At 60.8% G+C, this 20,062-nt stretch carries 12 protein-coding genes; 6 read left to right on the forward strand and 6 right to left on the reverse strand.

Annotation, left to right across the window (positions count from 1 at the left end; all coding sequences use genetic code 11):
* Positions 1–7: 7 nt before the first annotated feature.
* Both ACYVI2_RS22090 and ACYVI2_RS22095 read right to left on the reverse strand, forming a co-directional pair.
* On the reverse strand, positions 8–394 hold the full coding sequence (locus ACYVI2_RS22090; RefSeq protein WP_415820087.1) for an MOSC N-terminal beta barrel domain-containing protein: 387 nt from the start codon (positions 392–394) through the stop codon (positions 8–10).
* Positions 391–2,898, reverse strand: a complete 2,508-nt coding sequence (locus tag ACYVI2_RS22095; protein ID WP_415820086.1) for an AsmA family protein — start codon at positions 2,896–2,898, stop codon at positions 391–393. The genes ACYVI2_RS22090 and ACYVI2_RS22095 overlap by 4 nt, the downstream gene beginning before the upstream one ends.
* Before the next feature lie 162 nt (positions 2,899–3,060).
* Here ACYVI2_RS22095 and ACYVI2_RS22100 point away from each other — a divergent pair, with 162 nt between their 5' ends.
* Positions 3,061–4,134: an adenosine deaminase gene (locus ACYVI2_RS22100; protein ID WP_415820085.1), complete on the forward strand. Its 1,074-nt coding sequence runs from the start codon at positions 3,061–3,063 to the stop codon at positions 4,132–4,134.
* A gap of 63 nt (positions 4,135–4,197) precedes the next feature.
* Positions 4,198–4,650 carry a MarR family winged helix-turn-helix transcriptional regulator gene (locus ACYVI2_RS22105; RefSeq protein ID WP_415820084.1) on the forward strand — a complete coding sequence of 151 codons (453 nt, stop codon included), beginning with the start codon at positions 4,198–4,200 and terminating at the stop codon, positions 4,648–4,650.
* Between the two features lie 71 nt (positions 4,651–4,721).
* On the opposite strand, the gene ACYVI2_RS22110 is transcribed toward ACYVI2_RS22105, so the two are convergent.
* Positions 4,722–11,495 carry an autotransporter outer membrane beta-barrel domain-containing protein gene (locus ACYVI2_RS22110; protein ID WP_415820083.1) on the reverse strand — a complete coding sequence of 2,258 codons (6,774 nt, stop codon included), beginning with the start codon at positions 11,493–11,495 and terminating at the stop codon, positions 4,722–4,724.
* Here ACYVI2_RS22110 and ACYVI2_RS22115 point away from each other — a divergent pair.
* The 3 genes from ACYVI2_RS22115 to ACYVI2_RS22125 are packed head-to-tail and all read left to right on the forward strand — an operon-like array spanning position 11,487 to position 13,346.
* The gene (locus ACYVI2_RS22115; protein ID WP_415820082.1) at positions 11,487–11,768 is read left to right on the forward strand and encodes a hypothetical protein; all 282 of its coding nucleotides are present in this window, start codon (positions 11,487–11,489) and stop codon (positions 11,766–11,768) included. The two genes, ACYVI2_RS22110 and ACYVI2_RS22115, sit on opposite strands and share 9 nt — an antisense overlap.
* Entirely contained in the window at positions 11,765–12,502 is a 738-nt protein-coding gene (locus ACYVI2_RS22120; protein WP_415820081.1) for a PadR family transcriptional regulator, read from the forward strand. The genes ACYVI2_RS22115 and ACYVI2_RS22120 overlap by 4 nt, the downstream gene beginning before the upstream one ends.
* 22 nt (positions 12,503–12,524) lie before the next feature.
* Positions 12,525–13,346, forward strand: coding sequence for a siderophore-interacting protein (locus ACYVI2_RS22125; protein WP_415820080.1), 822 nt, complete (start codon positions 12,525–12,527; stop codon positions 13,344–13,346).
* A gap of 45 nt (positions 13,347–13,391) precedes the next feature.
* Here ACYVI2_RS22125 and ACYVI2_RS22130 read toward each other — a convergent pair whose 3' ends face one another.
* From ACYVI2_RS22130 to ACYVI2_RS22140, 3 genes are read right to left on the reverse strand one after another with little or no spacing between them, the layout of a single operon-like run.
* On the reverse strand, positions 13,392–14,816 hold the full coding sequence (locus ACYVI2_RS22130) for an aldehyde dehydrogenase family protein (protein WP_415820079.1): 1,425 nt from the start codon (positions 14,814–14,816) through the stop codon (positions 13,392–13,394).
* Positions 14,813–15,898, reverse strand: a complete 1,086-nt coding sequence (locus tag ACYVI2_RS22135) for an alcohol dehydrogenase (RefSeq protein ID WP_415820078.1) — start codon at positions 15,896–15,898, stop codon at positions 14,813–14,815. Before ACYVI2_RS22135 ends, ACYVI2_RS22130 begins: the two co-directional genes overlap by 4 nt.
* A gap of 13 nt (positions 15,899–15,911) precedes the next feature.
* Complete coding sequence (locus ACYVI2_RS22140) at positions 15,912–17,102, reverse strand: ABC transporter substrate-binding protein (RefSeq protein WP_415820110.1); 1,191 nt, start codon at positions 17,100–17,102, stop codon at positions 15,912–15,914.
* 197 nt (positions 17,103–17,299) lie between these two features.
* Between ACYVI2_RS22140 and ACYVI2_RS22145 the strand changes: the two genes are divergently transcribed.
* Positions 17,300–20,059: a LuxR C-terminal-related transcriptional regulator gene (locus ACYVI2_RS22145; protein WP_415820077.1), complete on the forward strand. Its 2,760-nt coding sequence runs from the start codon at positions 17,300–17,302 to the stop codon at positions 20,057–20,059.
* Positions 20,060–20,062: the final 3 nt, after the last annotated feature.

The raw sequence follows: 20,062 nt of genomic DNA on the forward strand, positions 1-20,062 counted from the left end.
CGTCCCATCAAGCAGGCCAGTGCACGGCCTCCATCTCGGGATGGACTTTTAGCAGCCGGCACGGGATCTGCAGAAAATTGGATACCCAGGCTGCGGCCAGCTCGCCCTCGTCGACCACGTCCACGGTCTGATCGCCGAGACGGATCTGATAGCGCACGCTGTCATCGTCCTCGATGACGTCCAGCGGAATGTCCAGGCGCAACATCCCGGGGGCCTTCATGACCAGATAGCCCAAGCGCAATTCGACGCTGATCTCGGCCAGCCGCGGGCTGAGGGTGCGGTTCAACCACGTGCCGGCATCGTTGGTGATCAGCCAGCGCTTGTGATAATCCTGGGCCTGGGATTGAGCGGTGACGCCACATTCGGCGATGGGCTGAAAAGCGGACGTGCTCATTTGCCGAGAATTCCCTTGAGTGCTTTATCGATTTTAGGGGCGACTTTTTCGTCGTCCAAGGCCTCTTTCAGGCGTTTTTCCAGGCCTTTTTTGAGGGCCTCGGTCGCTACGCCGCGCCATTGCACAGTGTAGACGGGCTTGTCGAACGGACCGCTGATCAGCACCGGAATGGTGATGCCCTTCAGTTCCTCGAGGTCTTTGCCGTCCTGGCCAGTGCTGGTGTTGACCACACGCACTTTGGCGACGAAATTCAATATGTTCTGGACGAAATCGATTGCTGCGGGATCGCCCTGAGACACCCGCAACAGAGGCGAGGCCATATCCAGGCGTTTCGCCGTGGCGATACCCTTTACAAAGACCAGGTCCGCCTCGAGCGAGGTGAAATCCGTGCTGCGTGTCTGATCAGCAGCCAACGCGGCGTCCTGTTCGGCGCCGGTAAAGGAGGCCTTGATGTCGCGCAGGGTCTGCGCCACGTTGATGCCCGTCACGGCACCGTCACGCAGACGCAGTTGCATGCCGCCGTTCAAGCCGGTGGTCAATGCATAGGAGTTCGAGCCGGCGGTCTTCAGGTCCAGGGCGAGGCTGCCGGTACCAGTCAGTACCGATTTTTTCATCAGATCGGTCAGCAAAGGCCCGATCGAGATGCCGGCCAAGGTCATTTTGGTGGCGATCTGGTTGCCGTTGGCGGCATCGACGGACAGGGCGCCTCCGACCTTGCCGTCGTACAAGGAGGCAGCCAGCGTCGAAACATCGAGCTTGCCTTTGTCGAGTTTGAGCTTGGCTGTCAGATCGCTAGCTTTCAGGCCGCGAACGACCAGTTGGCCGATTTTGACCGTACCGTTTGCCGTGGGACCGACCAGCGCAGACAAATCAATCGAGCCATCGGCAGCAGCCGGCGCCTCGGCAGGCGCTGCGGTATCGGGTTTTTTCTCGGGGTCATCCTGTTTGCCGTCACCCTCGGGGGCTTTGGGCGCAGGCGCGGCGACCGGCGGCGCCAGTTTGTCCAGATCGAGGGTATCGACCGCCAGGGCGAATGTGATGTCGGGCACGGCGGACAGTTGCTTGACGTCGGCCGTCAGGTCGAATTTGCCGCCCTCCAGCACCGCGTTGATCCTGGCGCCCGCCTGGTCTTTTTGCAGATTGGCGTTCATGCTGCCGATGACGGGGATCTGCAGGCTGCCTTTGGGCAGGCCGGGATCGGTGATGTTGACCTCGCCTCGCAAAGTCAGCAGGCTGATGGCGCGTTGCCAGAGGTTGAACGTCGCGGGCGAGCTGAATGCGGCCTTGATGACGCGTTCGCCCTTGGTGAGCGTGCTGTCGAATTTGACTTCCTTGATGTCCAGCTCGCTGGCATTGCCGCTGATGCCGTTCAGGCCAAAGCTGGCGTCCAGGCCCTGCAGGCGAATCCGCCCCGTCAGGGCCTGGCCGGTCGCCTCGGAGGGCGAGATATTCAGCCCCGGCGCGTCGGCGGCCAATTCAAATGGCCCGCCAGGCAAGGCGCCCTTGGCGCGCACAGCGAGTTTGTCCAGTTGCAGTTCGAGCTTGTGCGGATCCATCGCGAGTTTCGGAATGGTCACGCTGGCTTCGACGTTTTTCATTGGGGAGGGCTGATCCGGCACATTCCCCTGGAACAGGATCTCAAGCCCGCTGACGTCTACAGACGAGGTTTGGCCGTTGAAAGCAAGGTTGCCGCGGGCGCTCAGACTCTTGGCCTCGGCGCCCAGCACATTGCCGTCCATGCGCATATCGAGCTTTTGCGCCGCGAAACGCCTGGCCAGCGGGTCCAGCATCAACAGGCCCTGCCCCGTCAGATTGGCGTCCATACGGGGATTTCCACCCTCGACGCGAGCCGACAAGGTGACGTCGAACGGCTGTTTGTAGGTCACGCGGCCGGTGTTGGCCGTCAGATTGGTCACGGCTACGGCCATGCCGGAGATCTCGTCCTGTAGCTGCAATTCACCCGATTGCAGGTCCAGGCCGGCGATATCGATCTGCATGGTGGCGGGCGCCGATGCGCCCCCCGTAGTGAGCGCCTGCGCCGCCCCGGCCATCGCGCCGACAGCCGCCTCGGCAGGGCCGCGGGGCTTGTCGGTGGACATGATGCCGCCGCCGACCAGATCCTCGAAATTCAGATGGCCATTTTTGTCGCGCACGGCGCGGACTTTGAAACCATTGATGGTGACATGGTCCACCACGAGATTGCTCGACAGCAAGGGCCAGACAGCGACTGCCAGGCGCATACTCTCGATCGAGGCAAAGGTCTCGGAACTGTTGACTTCCGACAGGGAGACGCCCTGAACCGCCAATCCAATACGCGGAAACAGCGACAGCTCGATGTCGCCATCAATTGCCAACGTACGGTGGTAACGCTCCTGGACGATCTCTTCCAACTTGTACTTGTACGCGTTGGGATCGAACGTGAGCAAAAAGATGGCCAGGCCGACGACGGCCACAAGAACCAACACTACCAGGCCAATCACTATGCGCTTAAACCACGTTTTCATCGCCGCCCCGCGGGTACCTCGACTAGGAATAATAGGGGTAATCGCCCGCAATCCGGTATGGTATTGGGGGATTCCAGCCGCTTCGAGCCAGCGGCGTGCCGCTATGGTAACAAACCAGGGGCAGGAATCCGCGCTAACTTACTGATAAATACGGCTCTTAATATGCACATACTTACTGATTTTCCCCGCCAGCAGCTGTTCGAATTGCTGCGTACCATGCCCAAAGCGGAGCTCCACGTGCACATCGAAGGCACGCTGGAGCCCGAATTGATCTTTGCCCTGGCGCAGCGAAACGGCGTGACCCTGCCCTATGACGGCATCGAGGCGCTGCGCGCCGCGTATGCCTTTACCGACCTGCAGAGCTTTCTGGATATCTATTACGCTGGGGCGGGCGTCCTGCTGCACGAACAAGATTTCTTTGACATGGCGATGGCGTATTTTCATCGCGCGGCAGCGGATCGGATCGTACACGCCGAGTTGTTCTTTGATCCGCAAACCCATACCGCGCGCGGCGTTCCGATAGGAACGGTGATCCGCGGCCTGACTCGCGCCTGCGATACCGCGCGCGAGCAGCTGGGCATCAGCAGCGCGCTGATCCTGTGTTTCCTGCGCCATCTGAGCGAGGCCGACGCGTTCGACACGCTGGAGCAGGCGCTGCCCTACCGTGAGCACTTTATCGGCATAGGGCTCGATAGCAGCGAACGCGGCAATCCGCCGGAAAAGTTCGCTCGTGTCTTTGCCCGGTGCCGCGAGCTGGGTTTGCGTATCGTGGCGCATGCAGGCGAGGAAGGCCCGGCCGACTACATCCACGACGCTCTCGACCTGCTGGGCGCGGAACGGGTGGATCATGGCGTGCGCTGTGTCGAAGACCCTCTGCTGGTCGAACGCCTGGCACGCGAACGTATTCCGTTGACGGTCTGCCCGCTGTCCAATATCAAGCTGTGCGTCTTCGATACGATGGCCGCTCACAATATGGCGGTGCTGCTGGAGGCAGGCCTGTGCGTGACGGTGAACTCGGATGATCCGGCTTATTTCGGCGGCTATCTCAATCAGAATTTTGTAGAAACGTTCGAGGCGCTGCCCCAATTGGGAGCAAGCCACGCCGTACAGTTAGCGAAAAACAGCTTTGACGCCAGCTTCGTCTCTGACGAGCAAAAGGCCCGTTGGCATGATGAGTTGGCGCGCACGGTGGCCCGGTTCGGACCGGAACAAACCGCCCCGTTAACGGCGGCCTGACGTTTCCTGGCACAATCTGTCTCAACTCATTGCTTTCCGGCCTCTGCGCGAGGAGACCTCACTTTGCCGAAACAACACCAAGGGCTGCAAGTCATTCAGCATCTGGGCCAAGCCTATCGCTCCATGCAAGCCGCTTTCAGCGGCCGTGTGGGGCATGCTTTGCCGCGCTGGCGCATTTTGTTCACGCTGCACGAACATGGTCAGTGTTCGCAAAAAATGCTGGCTGAACAATGCCGGCTGGATCCGGCTTCGCTGACCCGCTTGCTGCAGGCCATGCAACAACAAGGCTGGGTCACTCGCAGCGCGGATCGGAACGACAACCGGGTCACCAATGCCTCGCTGACGCCAGCTGGCCAAGCCGTGGTCGACGACGCCCTGCCTCGCCGCGAAGCCTTTTTTGAAGACGCATTGCAAGGGTTATCCGACGAAGACGTCCAGGCGTTGACACACGCGTTGGATGTGCTGGAACGCAATTTTTCGCAAGCAGGCGCATCGCGCGTCGATCAGGAAAACTAAGACTGCCTCATCCTGGGAAACGAGAGCTGACTGACGTTTCCCAGGTTTCGTGCAGCATCCAAGCCAAGCGCTCAGAACGGCACCATCAATTTCAACGAGCCTCGGTGGCTTTGTACGTGTGATGAAAACTCACCGTCATACTGCAACCGAAAGTCCACACCGCCCGCATTAGAGACTTGAATGCCCGCGCCGATGCGGCCTATCACGTCGTCCATCGGTATCGACGATTCAAAACTGCCAGTGCCTGCCTGCGCGCCCTGCAATTTTGCTTTGACCTTGTACTCGTCGTCAGACAAGAACGACGCGCCCGCATACATGTAGGGCCGCATGGTGGTCCCTTTGGTCAACGGCACCCGGCCGCCGATCTCCAGCGTGGGAGACAGGCCGACGATGAATTTGTCGCTGCTTTCGATATCCAGATGCTCGGCTTTGCGCGATTCGCTGTAGCCAGGCATACGCGTGTAGAACGCGTCCAGATCGACATAAGGTTTCAGATAAAACTGCTCTGCGGCGAAGGTGCGCGCGATGCGCAAACGCATCCCCGCGCCATAGACGTCCACGTCGGAACTGGCGGTGCTTTGCATACCGGGGAAGTTGATGCCGCGATCAATATCGTATTGACCGTAGCCGCCGCCCAATGCTGCGGAGAAGGTCCATGGTCCTGCTTCGCGCTTGAGCACCAGTCCGGCATAACCACTATCGCCTTTACCGGTGACACGTCCGTCGTCGCCGCGCATATGCGTGTTTTCATACGCGACGGACCCGCCTAAGAACCAGCCCGGGCTGACCTGGCGTTGACCGCCGAACTGATAGGTCACGCCGTCAAACGAGAAGCCCGATATGCCGTTATCGCCATCCTGATTGGTGTTCACGCCGGATACTTGGCCCCACAGGCAATCCTGTTCACCCGACAGCGCATCCGCGCCTTGGAACATCGGGCAGGACATCATTGCGCCCGTGAAGCGCGCCATGCTGGCTTGCATCTGTGCAGCCGGCGCGACAGCGACGCCAGGAGACAGGTCGGCCAAGCGGTCGGAATAATTTTTCGCCCCGCCGCGTGAGGCCATATCGAGTGCGGCATACAACGGCGCCAAGTCGTTCGAGCCGCCGTCTTGATTCCACGTACTCTGCACATGCGCGGCAACCGTGCCTTGGTTATCCGCCAGACTCATCGATGGGGGCGCAAAATCGGCGCTCACCACGCGCATGTGGACTTGATTCCCCTGCAGCGTGGCATCGTAGTCAACGACCGGACTATCGTAGGCCACGGGCGTGCCCTGAATTCCGCCTTCAAGGGTCGCCACCGCAACCTCGCGGCCAGGCAATAGTGCCAGCGGCACGACGCTCACTTGCCCATCCAATTTGGTATCGCCTTTGACCACCAGATGTGATGCACGCAATGCCGAAAAATCCGCATTGGCCTGCAGCGTGCCGGTGGACCGCTGCGTAAAGTCGCCAGATACTGTCAACGTGTCCGTCTCAGCCGTGCGGCCTATCGCCACCAGACCCGCGTTATCAATGTTCGCCTGATAACTCGTCGCTCCGCTTAGCGTACCGGTTTCCTTGTTCTGTACATCGCAAGCAATACTGCCACTGCCGTTCTGGCAGTTGATGTCGCCGTTGATCACGCCCGCATTGCCGATACTCAATGTCGGCCTCGCGACATCGGCCACGGCCAAGGAAGAGGTTTTGTATTGTGGGCCGGCGACGCCGCTGTAACGCACTGCAGTGCCGCCAGAGGCCACCGTAATCACACCATCGGTACCAACGTTGAGCACATTCGAGTTGTTGCCGGCGATCCAGACACCGTTGGCCTCAGAACCCGATCCGCCTGCGACAGTACCGTTCACGTTGACCGTCACGACGCCCGTGCCGTCCGGCCCATCGCTTTGCGCAAAAATACCGGTGCCGCCGCTGCCGCCAGCACTGACCAGGCCGGACTGCGTCACGGTGACGTCGCCGCCGGAGCCGGCGCTGGCACCCGATACACCGGTACTGCCGGCAAAACCACCATCGGCGCTGCCACCGAGACCGCCGCCGCCGCCGATCGATTGCGCGATGATGCCGAACGCGTTCACGCCACTGGTCTGCACATCGCCGTCAACATTGACCGTGACCGCCTTGCCGCTGCCACTGCTGCCCTGTGTAGAGTCGTTATCTTTCCAACCGCTCGTACCCAATTCCGTCCCGACGGATGTATCACCCGCGATGCCGCCCCCGCCGCCGATCGATTGCGCAATCAGCCCATGCGCCCCGGCACCGGATGTCTTGATATAGCTGTCGCTCGTAAAACTGAGCGTCACCGTTTCACCATCGCCTGATATACCCTCGGTGCCGCCGAGCCCCACGCCGCTGTAGTGTTGCACTTCACCGGCGCCGCCCAGGCCGCCACCGCCGCCGATGGACTGTGCCAACACACCGTAAGCCCGATCCCCCGTTGTGATGGAGTTCAGCCCCGTGCTGACATTCACCACGCCACCGTTGCCCGCCAGTCCGCCGCTGCCGCCTACCGACACCTGCATGGCATGACTGTTTTGCGCGAGCAGTTTCGACGCGCTATTACCCGCGCCACCGATACCGCCACCGCCACCGATCGACTGCATGGCCAGACCAGGCGCATCATCCCCCCCAGTACTCACCGTCAGCCATCCTGGGCCATTCGCCCCGTCGGCCACCTGTATGGTGCCGCCATCGCCGGCCTGACCGCCAGTTCCCCCGTAGGACGCGCCAACTGTGATCGTGCCGTAGGCCTGGTCCGAACCGTCGCCACCTTGGCCACCACCGCCGCCAATGGACTGCAACAGCACACCGTAGGCGTAGTACCCTGCGGTGGAAATACTATTGTTGTGCTCGTCATCGAAATAGACATTCAATGCACCGCCGTTGCCACCGGATCCTCCTGTGCCTCCGACACTGATCAGGGCATTCGCCCGAACCTTGCTGCCCGAGGAGGTTGATGAGCCCCCTGTACCGCCGCCGCCGCCGATAGATTGCAAGACCAAGCCGTCGGCCCAATCACCGCTGGTACCAATTTTCCCCGCAAAGGTCGTATTCACCGTGCCGCCGTTCCCGCCCGTGCCGCCATTGCCTCCCACGTCGACACCGAAGGCATACGTCGAGCCGGTATCGTCCAGGCGCTCTTTATTGTCGCTATGGGTGCCGATCCGATCCAGAATGGGATAGGACGATGCGTCCGCGCCTAACGATCCCCCTAATCCACCGCCACCGCCAATCGATTGCAGCAACACGCCGTCGGCATCACCGCCCTCGGTACGGATCGCCCCCTGCAGCGTCGCATTGATCGTGCCGCCCGTCGCGCCAGAGGCGCCTGTTGCCCCCAGGCCAACTTGAAGGCGCGCAGAAGGCGTCTCGCTAAACGACGAGGCGATACTCATCGTTCCCCCTTGAGAGGCACCGCCCCCGCCGCCAATCGACTGCGCAACGATGCCGCGTGATCCTGAACCGAGCGTACGAATCACGAAATTGGGATTCAACGTGATATTGACATCGCCGCCCGTGCCGCCTGCACCGCCCGTACCGCCCAACGCCAGGGTCGCCTTGATGGAGGTGGGGCCGCCATGAGTGTATGCATTACTGCTGCCTATACCGCCATTGCCGCCGCCTCCGCCTATTGATTGCGCCAAGACGCCGTTGGCGTAATCGCCATAGGTGATGATCGAAGACGCCGGCGGCGTGTCTTTCGTCGGAGGCGTCGACAATAGTGGCGGCAACGCCGCATACCCCGAGCCGCTATCGCCCAGGCTGATCTGCACGCCGCCACCATCGCCCCCCGCGGTTCCTGTCCCGCCGAAGGTCATGGCAGCCGTCGCGGCCACCGTGGTTTCATCGCCGATCGTGGTCGCCAAAACGGAAGAGTCGCCGCCATTACCGCCGCCCCCGCCTATGGACTGCGCTACGACAGCGTGCGATCCATCGCCCAGCGTCGTAACGGTCGAGCCGTTGTTCAACACGACCTCTGTCGTACATGAACTGCCGCCGTCTGGACAAGCATGACCGCCCGAGCCGCCCGAGCCACCAATCGATGATTCGAAATTGAACGCCGCCGAAACGCCGTCGCCTGTCGGCACCGCCACTACCGCATCACTGGCGGCGGAACTGCCGCCGTTACCGCCACCGCCGCCAATGGTTTGTGCAAGAATGCCGAGCGAATCGTTGGGTGCATACGTCTCGGGGTCGATTGCCGAGCTGTCGTAATCCATCCCCGTCGCGATATGCGAGTTGGACAGATTCACTGTGACCGCATTCCCTGTCCCGCCAGACCCGCCGCTGCCGCCTAACACCATAGCGGCATTGAATCCGACCGTCGCATCGGAATAACTGGCGCCGCCGCCATTGCCGCCGCCACCGCCAATGGATTGCGCGAGTATGCCCGTCGAATGAGCGCCTCCGGTATTGATATGCAGGTTGGAATAGCCCACCGTGACATCAGAGGAATGTCCTCCGTCGCCCCCGCTACCGCCCAATTGCAATGCGACAAAAGACCCGAGGCTGACATTTTTGACGCTGCCTCCTGTACCGCCGCCGCCGCCGATACTTTGCGCGATGATCCCGGACGAGTAATTGCCGTGGGTCACGATATTCCCCGTCGAATACGAGGTTGTTCCGCTCCCGCATCCTCCATGGTTACTCAAGCAGGCTTCGCCACCATTGCCACCACCGCTGGCGCTGCCGCCAATCGCCACGGAAACCCCAACGGACGCCGTAAACGTATCCCCACCATTGCCACCGCCACCGCCAATACTTTGCGCCACGACACCGGGGCTGAACTGGCCTGACGTCGTGACCTGGCCGAGATCGCCAAACGTAACGCTGCCACCCGAGCCGCCACCGCCCCCTGCGCCGCCGACTCCCACCACGCCCAAGCTATCGCCGCCGCTGCCACCACCGCCGCCGATGGACTGCGCCACCATGCCGATAGCGGCATCACCTGTGGTTGTAATCGTGCCGCCGGTATTGTTGACCACCACACTATTGCCGTCCGATCCCGAGGTGCCATCCGACGAATTACCCCCGACACTGAGCAGGCCTGTCGCACTGCCCGATGCCCCGCCGCCGCCGCCGATCGATTGCGCGACGATGCCGTGCGAGTCGTAGCCCGACGTGGTAATCGATCCCGAATTGGTGATCTGAACCGAGCTGGCCGAACCACCGCCCGCGCCGCCGCCGCCCAGCGATACGAACGAAGACGTGTCTGCTCCGCCCGCGCCGCCACTGCCTGCGATGGATTGCCCCACGACACCATAGGCATGTTGACCGCTTGTTTGAATCGATCCGTCGGTCGTGACGTAGACTTGCCCGGCATTGCCGCCATTGCCGCCGTTGCCGCCTTGGCCGCCCAGCACTGATACAAAATCGCTGCCGGTGCCGCCTCCGCCGCCAATCGACTGCGCGACCACACCTATCGCGAAATTTCCATTCGTTGTAATCGTCGTATTGTCGTCGGCCTGTATGGTCACAGTACCCGCATCGCCGCCAAATCCCCCGCCACCGGCTTGGCCAGCCAGGGCGGTACTGTCCGCGCCGTCGCCGCCCTGCCCGCCCAGGCTCTGTGCCGCGATGCCCACGAGATTTTCGCCCCGCGTCGTCACGGTGGCGCCGGAATGTAGATTCACCGTCGCCGTTCCGCCATCGCCGCCATTGCCGCCCGAATGATCCTTGTCTGGCCCGCCGCCACCTTTGCCGCCCAAGGCTCTGGCAGCTATCCCGGCCCCCTCGATAGTCGAGCCTGACCATTCGACATCCACCAATACGGAACCATAGGCATCGACAACCACTTTCTGGGTCCAGGCGGGTGAATCGCCATTACCGTTCGGAGAATTACCCCCGCCATCTCCGCCATTGTCACTATCGTCCGTAGAGGCAGTACCGTCACCTCCCGAAGTCTCTGCCCTGATTCCGAAAATCTTTGCGCCCTGATTGACCTGCCAATAGCTGGTGGCCGAACCGTACTGCGTCACCTGCACCGTTCCACCCGTGCCGGCGTTGCCGTTTTTTTGCCCCCCCATTCCGCCTACTGACGTTGCAGAAATCGCCGCCCCGATCGTATTCGTGCGCAAGCGCGCACCACTGCTACCGAGGTTGATCGCACCGCTAGTGGTGACGGTCACCGTACTGCCATTGCCCCCCGTCCCGCCGATCTGATCGCCGTACTCGAGTGTGGGATCGTTCTGTTGGCCGCCGGCGCCTCCTGTGGAGGTAGCGTTAATGCCAAAGAGACCCGTCGTGGGGGTATCTACCGGGCCCTCTATCGTCAAGTTACCCGTGTTCTGGACGGTCACGAGTTGCCCGAATCCGCCCTGCCCGCCATTGGAGTCATTGTTGTCGTTGTCCTGATCGGCTTGACCGCCGTAGGAACCCGCGAGAATCAAGCTGTTCACGTTGGAGATCGTCGTGCCTGTCAACGTCACGTCATAGGCATTCGTCACGGTGACTTGTCCACCGTTTCCCGCCGTCCCTTCGTCGACGCCTGCTCCACCCGTTGTTGCGCCAGTCACGACACCCATGGTGTTTTGGGAGCCCAAAACGTTAATGTAGGTCGCGGCATCAATGGAGTGGGATCTCGTCGTGGTCACACCATTTTCATCTCCGCCAGTTTCACCGTCTTTTTCATTGTTTTTATCGACGCCGTCATCGCCCTTGCACATGCCGTACATGTACGCATAGCTTCCGTCATCACCAGTGCCCCAGCAGGTCCCTGCACGGACATCTCCCGTCAAGCTGCATCCCCACACACCGAGTGCCGACAGGATCGCCAATCGCAGCGCGTTCTGGCGCATCGATGGAAAGGACACGCGGCGCGCAGAGAACGATGTGGATTGATTCATGATGATGTGAAGTTCCCGGACGAAAGAAGGCCTCCTTTCCGCGCACCGCTCCCCATGCAGAAAGGTCTGGATACGAGATTCTGCGTTTTCATTGCAGCAGCGCAATATTTTTTCGACGAAACCGGGGTTTTTATCGATGAAATGCAGCTTGCTGCTCAACGAAACAACATTGCGAATTCTTTTTTCCCTGGCGGGATTGTTCGTACCAATGCCAAAACCCAAATCATTAGCCTTGACATCACAATATCGTTAGATATATCGTACGATACATGAAAGATACGCAAACACGCCCGACACACCCTACGCACCCTGACGATCTGCATCGATCTGGTTCGCGTCATACCTCGCCCGCCCAGGACGCCGCCGGCCACCATGGCCGGCATGGCGGTCACGGCAAAATGCGTGGTGGCCATGGCATGGGGGGCGAGAGCATGATGCGTGGCGGGCATGGCATGGGCGGCGACGGCATGATGCGCGGCCGTAAATTCAGCGCCGAAGACCTGCAATTGATGCTCTTGGCCCTGATCGAAGAACAAGCCCGCCACGGCTATGAACTGATCAAGGAAATAGAAGCCCGCACCAACGGCTACTACACGCCCAGTCCCGGCGTGGTCTACCCTGCGCTGACTTATCTCGAGGAACTCGACTACACCACCGTCGAGACGCATGGCACCCGCAAACGCTATCACTTGGCCGACGCTGGCCGTGCCCATCTGGACAGCCAACGCGACCGGGTAGAACTACTGCTCGCAGGCCTGCAACACGTAGCGCGCAAGATGGCCTGGATGAAACAAGCCTGGCAAGGCGACCCTGGCGCGCAAGAAGCCGTCCAAGCCAGCGGCTGGCTGCGGGAATACGTCGAGGCCCGCCGCGCCCTGCGCGAAGCGCTCGTGCGCCGCTCCGAAGCCGACGAGGCCGAGCAACGCCGCATCATCGTCATCCTGGAACGCGCCACGGCGGACATTCTGGGTCAGGCAGCCGGGTCCTGTGATCCCGTCACTGACTGACGCCACTGATACAAGGATATTTATGGATACCGCATCCACCGACCGCTATGCCGTACAAAAAGTCCGGCATCCCCTGAAGTCCCGCCTGCTGCAAGTCAGCCGCGTACAGCCGCTGAGTGCGCACATGGTGCGCATCACGCTGACCGGCGATGATCTCGAGGGCTTTGTCTCCGCTTCGTTTGACGACCACGTCAAAGTTTTTCTGCCCGAGGGTGACGCTCTGCCTGTCATTCCCACCATCGGCCCCAACGGCCCGGAATTTCCCGCCGGCGTGGCACGCCCTCAGGCGCGCGATTACACGCCGCGCAGCTATCGCCCGGACACCAAAGAACTCGATGTCGATTTCGTGCTGCACGACCACGGTCCCGCCGGTACTTGGGCCATTCAAGCAGCGCCAGGCCAACACTTAGGCGTTGCCGGGCCGCGCGGTTCGTTTGTCATCCCGCATGATTTTGATTGGCATCTGTTGATCGGCGATGAAACGGCATTGCCCGCTATCGCGCGGCGTCTGGAAGAACTCCCCGCAGGCAAACGCGTGCTCGCTGTCATCGAAACCCGCGGCCCCGATGCCCGCATCGACCTGCCTACGCAAGCCGACGCTACGGTGCAATGGGTAAACGGCGGCACCGACGCCGAGGGCTCCGAATCCGTGTTGGAACGCGTGGTTCGCCGTCTGCAATTGCCCGAGGGCGAAGGCTACATCTGGGCTGCAGGCGAGTCCGCCGCTATTCGCAGCGTGCGCCAGTATCTCGTCCAGGAGCGCGGCATCGACAAATCCCGCATTCGTGCGTCTGCCTATTGGCGGCGCGGCAATCAAGGGGCGCACGAAGTACTGGAGGATTAAGCGGCGGGGGGCGAAGCGCCGAGGACACGGCGCCTGCCATGCCATTTAATTTATGAGCGTCACTCTCGTCTGCACATTGGTGTATTCCAGCAATCCCTCCATTGCGTTTTCCACACCGATCCCTGACTGTTTCTGTCCGCCGAATGGCGCGTTCGGCGACATCACATGTATGTGATTGACCCAGACCATACCTGTTTGCAGACGCCCCGCGATCTCATACGCCAAGTGTTGATCCCGGCTCCAGACGGAGCCTCCCAAACCATAATCGCTATCGTTGGCGCGATGCACGACCTCATCAATGTCGCGATATTTCAATAGCGGCAACACCGGGCCGAATGCCTCCTCTGTGACGGATCGTGCATCATCCGGCGGGTTATCCAGAATGCAGACCGGGATGAAGTATCCCTTGCCCTCAGGCACATTGCCTCCCAGCAAGAACTTCACACCCGTACGGTGCGCATCTGATATCAGATCCTTTACCCGTTCATACTGCATGCGATTCTGAATCGGTCCCAATCCAATGCCCGGATCAGCACCGTTGCCCATTTCGACGGTACGTGCGTAGGCCACGAGCTCGCGGCTGAAGTCCTCGTAGATGCTTTCATGCACATACATGCGTTTCGTCGCAAGGCAATATTGCGAGCTATTGCGAAATGCACCCCAAAACAAAGCACGTGCGGTCTGTGCCACATCGACATCCGGCAAAACGATGGCCGCATCATTGCCGCCGAGCTCCAGGGTGATCCTTTTGAGCCGGCTGGACGCACTTTGCATGACACGGCGCCCAGTAGCGGTTGAACCCGTAAAGCCTATTTTGTCGATGCCAGGGTGCTCGGTCAGCCATGGCCCCAAACGATCGGAGCCACTGACCACGTTCAACACACCGGGCGGCAACACATCGCGAAACAGTTCACCCATTTTGAGTGATGTCAGCGGTGTGAATGGCGAGGGTTTCAACACAACGGTATTGCCGGCCAATAATGCCGGCGCCACTTTCCAGATGGCCAGCGTCATGGGGAAATTCCACGGTGCGATGGCGGCCACCACACCGATGGGAGCATGGTGCGTCTCGAAAATATGGCCCACACCGTCATCATGCCGCGACACAGGTAACACCCGCTTCGCGTATTCGCGCAGCCAATGGACGCAACGCCCGACCTCGGCCTTGGCATCAGCGTGGGGCTTGCCCTGTTCTCGTGTCAACAGACGCATGAAGCCGTCTGTGTGCGATGCCAGCAAATCGGCCATCGCATTCAGCGCCTGCTGCCGCTGGGCAAGCGGCTGCACTGACCATGAGGCTTGTGCCCGCCGTGCAGCGGCGACTGCGTCATTCAGTTGATCCAGCGAGGCATCCGGCACACGCGCGATGCACTCTTCTGTCGCAGGATTCAGCACATCCATGCTTTCTGACGACAGCGTCGCGCGGCCGTCAATGGTCATGGCGTAATTCGAATCGAAACTCAGCGTCATGATGCGGCCGTCGCTGAATCATTCGCACTGGGGCAGAGAATCAAGCGTCCCACCACGCGACCTTGCGACAAGTCCTGCAATGCGCTGGCAGCGTCGTCCAGGCAACGGCAGGACGTCGGAATCAAAGTGGGCTGTTTTTCCCGCACCAACTGCATCAGCGACTGCAGTTCGCCCAGATTGCCGATATAGGAACCTTGGACCGTCGCCGCGCGCATGGGCAGCAAGGCCGACGACAATGTCAGTTCACCGCCGAACAATCCCACGACAATCAACTGGCCGCCTTTGGCCAACAGATCCAGTCCCTGTTGCACCGTCGTGCCGTGGCCAACGCAATCAATCACTGCCCATACGGGACCGCCCGCAGCGACGCGTATTTGATCCAACGCATCCGGCGCCCCCGCATCCACCGCACATGTAGCGCCCGCAGCCAGCGCCGCGCCACGGCGCTTACCGTCTGGCTCCAGCACAATCACACTGCCGCATCCCATCGCACGCAACAAGGTGACGCACATCAACCCCAGGCCACCAGCGCCGATCACCAGCACTGCCTCTTGCGCCAGCACGTCACGATCGATTTTGTTGATCGCACTGTAGGTCGTCAAACCCGAACATGCATACGGTGCGGCTTGCTCGGGGGTCAATGTGCCGATATCCACGAGATAACGCGAATGGGGCACCAACAAATGATCGCTATAGCCGCCGGCTCGAAATATGCCTAGAAAACGCGGTTGCGTGCATAGGTTTTCCCGCCCCCGCAAACATACCCGGCATTGGCCGCAACCAATCCATGGATAGACCAGACGGCGATCGCCCGGCCGGACATCGGTCACGTCGGGCCCAACGGCAACCACCTCGCCCACCGTCTCGTGGCCCAGCGTCAACGGCAAACCAACGCCACGATCCGCCATGTTCAAACGCTTGCCGCCACCAAGATCGTACGAACCCTCCCACGTGTGAATATCGGTATGGCATACGCCGGCTGCCAACACGCGCAACAGCACCTCATTGCCCCGCGGTTGTGGCGTCGCGCGCTCAATGCGCTGCAACGGTTGTCCAAAGGCCACTACGTCCTGGCTGATCATGTCTGTCCTCCTGTTATTTCACCAACGGGCAACCGCCCTGATTCAACGGGCGAAACGCCACGTCACCGGGAATCACGCCGACCTGCTTGTACAAGTCCCATTCGCTTTTCGACTCGGCTGGCGTCTTTACCTGGAACAAGTACATATCGCGCACCACTCGCCCGTCAATACGCAGCTTGCCGTCACGCGTCATGAAATCGTTGATGGGTGTCTCGCGCATCTTGGCCATCACGGCGTCCGAGTCCTTCGTCCCTGCGGCCTGAACGGCCTTGAGATAATGCGTCACTGCGCCATAAGTGCCGGCCTGTGTCATCGTCGGTTTACGTCCGACCTTGTCCTGAAAGCGCTGCGACCAATGACGGGTAGCATCGCTTTGATCCCAGTAGAAGGCCTCCGTCAAGAGCAGGCCCTGCCCCAATTCCAGCCCGATCGATTTCACGTCCGAGAAAAAGGCCAGCAGCGCCACCAGCCGTTGCTTGCTGTCGCCGCGCCCAACGCCGAACTCAGCGGCCTGCTTGATGGCATTGATCAAATCCCCGCCACCCAGTGCCAGCCCCACGATGCCCGCATTCGAAGCCTGTGCCTGCAACAGATAAGAGCTGAAATCCGGTGAGTTCAGCGGCGAACGCACAGCGCCTACCACCTTGCCGCCACCGCGCTCAATCACGGCGCTGGCGTCGGCCTGTAACGCATTCCCGAACGCATAATCGGCCGTGATGAAATACCATTGCTTGCCGCCTTGGCGAGTGACCTCTGCACCGGTGCCGCTGGCCAAGGCGTAGGTGTCGTACGTCCAGTGCACGGTATAGGGCGAACACGCTTTGCCCGTCAGATCCGAGGTCGACGCACTGGTGACCATGATGATCTTCTTTTTCTCGCGACCCACCTCGCTGACAGCCAAGGCGGTCGCCGACGTAGGCAGGTCGGTGATCATATCCACGCCATCCTGATCGAACCAGCGGCGCGCTGCGGCGCTGGAGACGTCGACCTTGTTTTGGCCATCGATGTAGACCAGCTCGATAGGCTTGCCCAACACTTGTCCGCCAAAATCCGCGACCGCCATGCGCGCGGCCTCTACCAGGCCGCTGCCGCCGATATTCGAGTACACCGAACTCATGTCCGTCAACACGCCGATCTTGACAGGGCCCTGCGCGGGAGCAGACCAAGCCGCAGCGCAGTAGAACATCAGGCCAGACAACGCCATCACCGCCTTGGATTTCTTCACAAGTTGTCTCCGATCATTATTTTTCCGGTGCAATGCGGGTACACGCCATTGCCCTGTACAGGTTCTTTTTGTATCTTAGGGACCCGTTTTGCGTCTTCGTCCAAACGGGTGATTTTTGATATGGCCCGGGTTTACCCGCCCCCTCCCTCACGTATTCGTTTCCAATACAGGTCGTTATGCAGTTACCCCCCACGCTGCAGGCCACCCTGGTCAGCGGCAAACTGAATGCCCCCATGGTGTCTGCTCATCACGTGACGCGGCATGCGCTGCGCGAGCAGATATGCCTGCAAGCGCCGGGAAAAGTGGTACTGCTGCGTGGCCCGGCGGGGTATGGCAAGACTTCATTGTTGGCGCAATGCCGCGATGAGATGCTGCGCTCATCGATCTCCGTCACCTGGCTGACGCTGGACAGATCGGACAACGATGCCGTGCGCTTTTTGCATTGCCTGTGCACAGCACTGCGAAATCTGACGGCGCCGCAAAACCAGCCATCGATCAACACGCCTGCGCCAGCACGCGACCCTGCAACGGCTGCGGTAGATTCTTCGCGCCTTCCACATACCGACGTTCTCGAACTAGCCCTGACTGTCAAAACGCATATTGCTTCGCTGGCTCATCCATTCGCCGTGTTTCTGGATGACTTTGAATCCATTACCGAACGCAGCGTACTGGACCTTGTTCAGGATCTGATCTCGGATTTTCCGCATCATGGCAGCTTGCTCATCGGCACCCGGCATGTACCCTCGCTGCATCTCGGCAGGCTGCGCAGCCGCGGCAAACTGCTGGAGATCGATGCAGCACAATTGTGTTTTTCACACGAAGAGACGGCCGGTCTGTTCGCCGACATGGCGCCGCCCTTGCGCCCCGCGGATATCGATCAGCTGCATCGCAAAACAGAGGGCTGGATTGCCGCACTATGGCTGGTCTCGTTGTCGCTGTCCCGGCATGCCGACGCCAGCGCCTTTGTCGCCCGTTTTTCTGGTACCGAACAATCCATCGCAGAATACCTGGCACAGGACGTTCTGGCAGGCTTGCCTGACGAGGTACGCTATTTTCTGCTGCGTACCAGCATCCTGAAACGGCTGAACGCGCCGTTGTGCCAAGCGCTGTTGCCCGACTTCCCCTGCGCGGCCTTGCTGACGCAATTGGAAAGCACGCACTTGCTGTTGGGCAGCGACGGCCTCGATGACCACAGTTATCGCTATCACAGCCTGTTCGCCGCCTATTTACAGGCACAACTACGTGCCGAGGCGCCCTCGGAAATCGCCACGTTGCACCGGCGCGCATCGGCCTGGTTTCTACAACAGAACAGGCCCGTTCCGGCGATCGACCACGCCATCGACGGCGGTGATTTCGGACTCGCGATCGAACTCCTGCAAACGCATGCGGCTCGCCTTGCTGCAGAGGGCCGCATGGGACTGCTGGCCCGTTGGTTCGCCCAGATCCCGCCCGCGACGCTCGCCACACAGCCTGTTCTGCAAGCCCTGCAAATCTGGGCCACGTGCATGACACGCGGGCCGAGCGAGGCCAGCCTGCTGATGAACGAACTGAAGCTCGCCGCCCACACCGATCCCGCGGTACAACGGCACGTGCGCACCCTGCGCCCGCTGCTGCTGTCCATGATGGACTGCCATGAACAGGCGTACGAGATCGGCATGCCTGGTATCGCGGCCCTGCAAGGCGAACTCTCCTTTACAGAAACCGCGCTGCTCAACGCGATGGCCAACGTTGCCGCCGTTCTCGGACGCTACCAGGACGCCCGCCGTTGGCTGGACACGGCCCGCCGCGCCCAAGGCGTTGCCGCGAGCCGCTTCAATCATATGTATTCGGAAGCCGTCGAGGGCATCATCGATCTGCAAGAGGGGCGCATGCGTCAGGCCGGCGCTCGCTTTCTGACAGCCGTGCATGCCACGCATCGCGACATGCCTGGCCCTGTCGGCGGCAACGCCTGGGCAGGCGTACTGTATGCCGCCTGGGTCTACGAAACAGGGGACCTGGCGCAAGCCTCACGATTGCTCGCCGTCTATGTCCCGCTGGGACGGGATGTTGCCCTGCCCGATCACATGATCCTGGGCTACCTCATGCTGTCGCGCATCGCATTCCTCAATGGCGACACTGACCGTACGTTTTATCTGCTGGGCGAACTGGAATATCTGGGTCACCAGCGGAGGCTGCCACGCATAGCAGCCAGCGCTCGGGTCGAACGAGCTCGATTCTTGCTGCTGCAAGGCCACAGCAGCGCCGCGCGCGATGAACTGCTACGCGCCGAGGATGATGACCTGTGGCAACGCGTAGAGCGTCTGCGCCTGCCCGCCAATGATCTGCTCTATCCGCGGCTGGGAAAACTGCGTTGGGCGTGTTATGCCGGCAACCATAGCGACCTGCAGTGGGCGATCGCCGAGCTTGAGCGTGACACTGACGCGGCGATCCAGGCCGGCAGATATCGCCGGGCCTTCAAAATGCGCCTGCTGACAGCAGTCGCCTGCGAAAAACTGGGGCAAGACAGCAAAGCACACACATTGCTGGCGCAAGCCCTGCAAACCGCCGTCAACGAAGACCTGTGCCGCGTCATCGCCGACGAAGGTACCGCTGTCGCTGATCTGCTGACACGATTTCACGCTGCACCGGCGGGTCAGCGTTGGCTGAGTGAGGAACCAAGAGCCCTGCCCTGGCTGCAAAAATACCAACTGCAGACGGGCCTGAACCTGGTTCCTCAGGCGGCTGACACGTCCGCCATTCTGACCGATCCGCTGACCACCAAAGAGACACGCGTCCTCGAACTCTTGGCCGAAGGCCATTCCAATATTTCCATCGCACGAAAGCTATTCGTCTCGGAAAATACGGTGCGCACGCATCTGCGTAATCTGAACATCAAACTGCAGGCAGCCAATCGCACCCAGGCCGTCGCCCAGGCGCGCAAGGCGGGATTGCTGTAGGAG

This window comes from Bordetella tumbae, from assembly GCF_054780995.1.

What these genes read in the sequence shown, in the direction of transcription:
- ACYVI2_RS22135 (WP_415820078.1), bottom strand. Translation starts at nt 15,898, where the DNA reads ATGATCAGCCAGGACGTAGTGGCCTTTGGACAACCGTTGCAGCGCATT.
- ACYVI2_RS22125 (WP_415820080.1), top strand. Translation starts at nt 12,525, where the DNA reads ATGGATACCGCATCCACCGACCGCTATGCCGTACAAAAAGTCCGGCAT.
- ACYVI2_RS22145 (WP_415820077.1), top strand. Translation starts at nt 17,300, where the DNA reads ATGCAGTTACCCCCCACGCTGCAGGCCACCCTGGTCAGCGGCAAACTG.
- ACYVI2_RS22090 (WP_415820087.1), bottom strand. Translation starts at nt 394, where the DNA reads ATGAGCACGTCCGCTTTTCAGCCCATCGCCGAATGTGGCGTCACCGCT.
- ACYVI2_RS22140 (WP_415820110.1), bottom strand. Translation starts at nt 17,102, where the DNA reads ATGGCGTTGTCTGGCCTGATGTTCTACTGCGCTGCGGCTTGGTCTGCT.
- ACYVI2_RS22100 (WP_415820085.1), top strand. Translation starts at nt 3,061, where the DNA reads ATGCACATACTTACTGATTTTCCCCGCCAGCAGCTGTTCGAATTGCTG.
- ACYVI2_RS22095 (WP_415820086.1), bottom strand. Translation starts at nt 2,898, where the DNA reads ATGAAAACGTGGTTTAAGCGCATAGTGATTGGCCTGGTAGTGTTGGTT.
- ACYVI2_RS22120 (WP_415820081.1), top strand. Translation starts at nt 11,765, where the DNA reads ATGAAAGATACGCAAACACGCCCGACACACCCTACGCACCCTGACGAT.
- ACYVI2_RS22130 (WP_415820079.1), bottom strand. Translation starts at nt 14,816, where the DNA reads ATGACGCTGAGTTTCGATTCGAATTACGCCATGACCATTGACGGCCGC.
- ACYVI2_RS22110 (WP_415820083.1), bottom strand. Translation starts at nt 11,495, where the DNA reads ATGAATCAATCCACATCGTTCTCTGCGCGCCGCGTGTCCTTTCCATCG.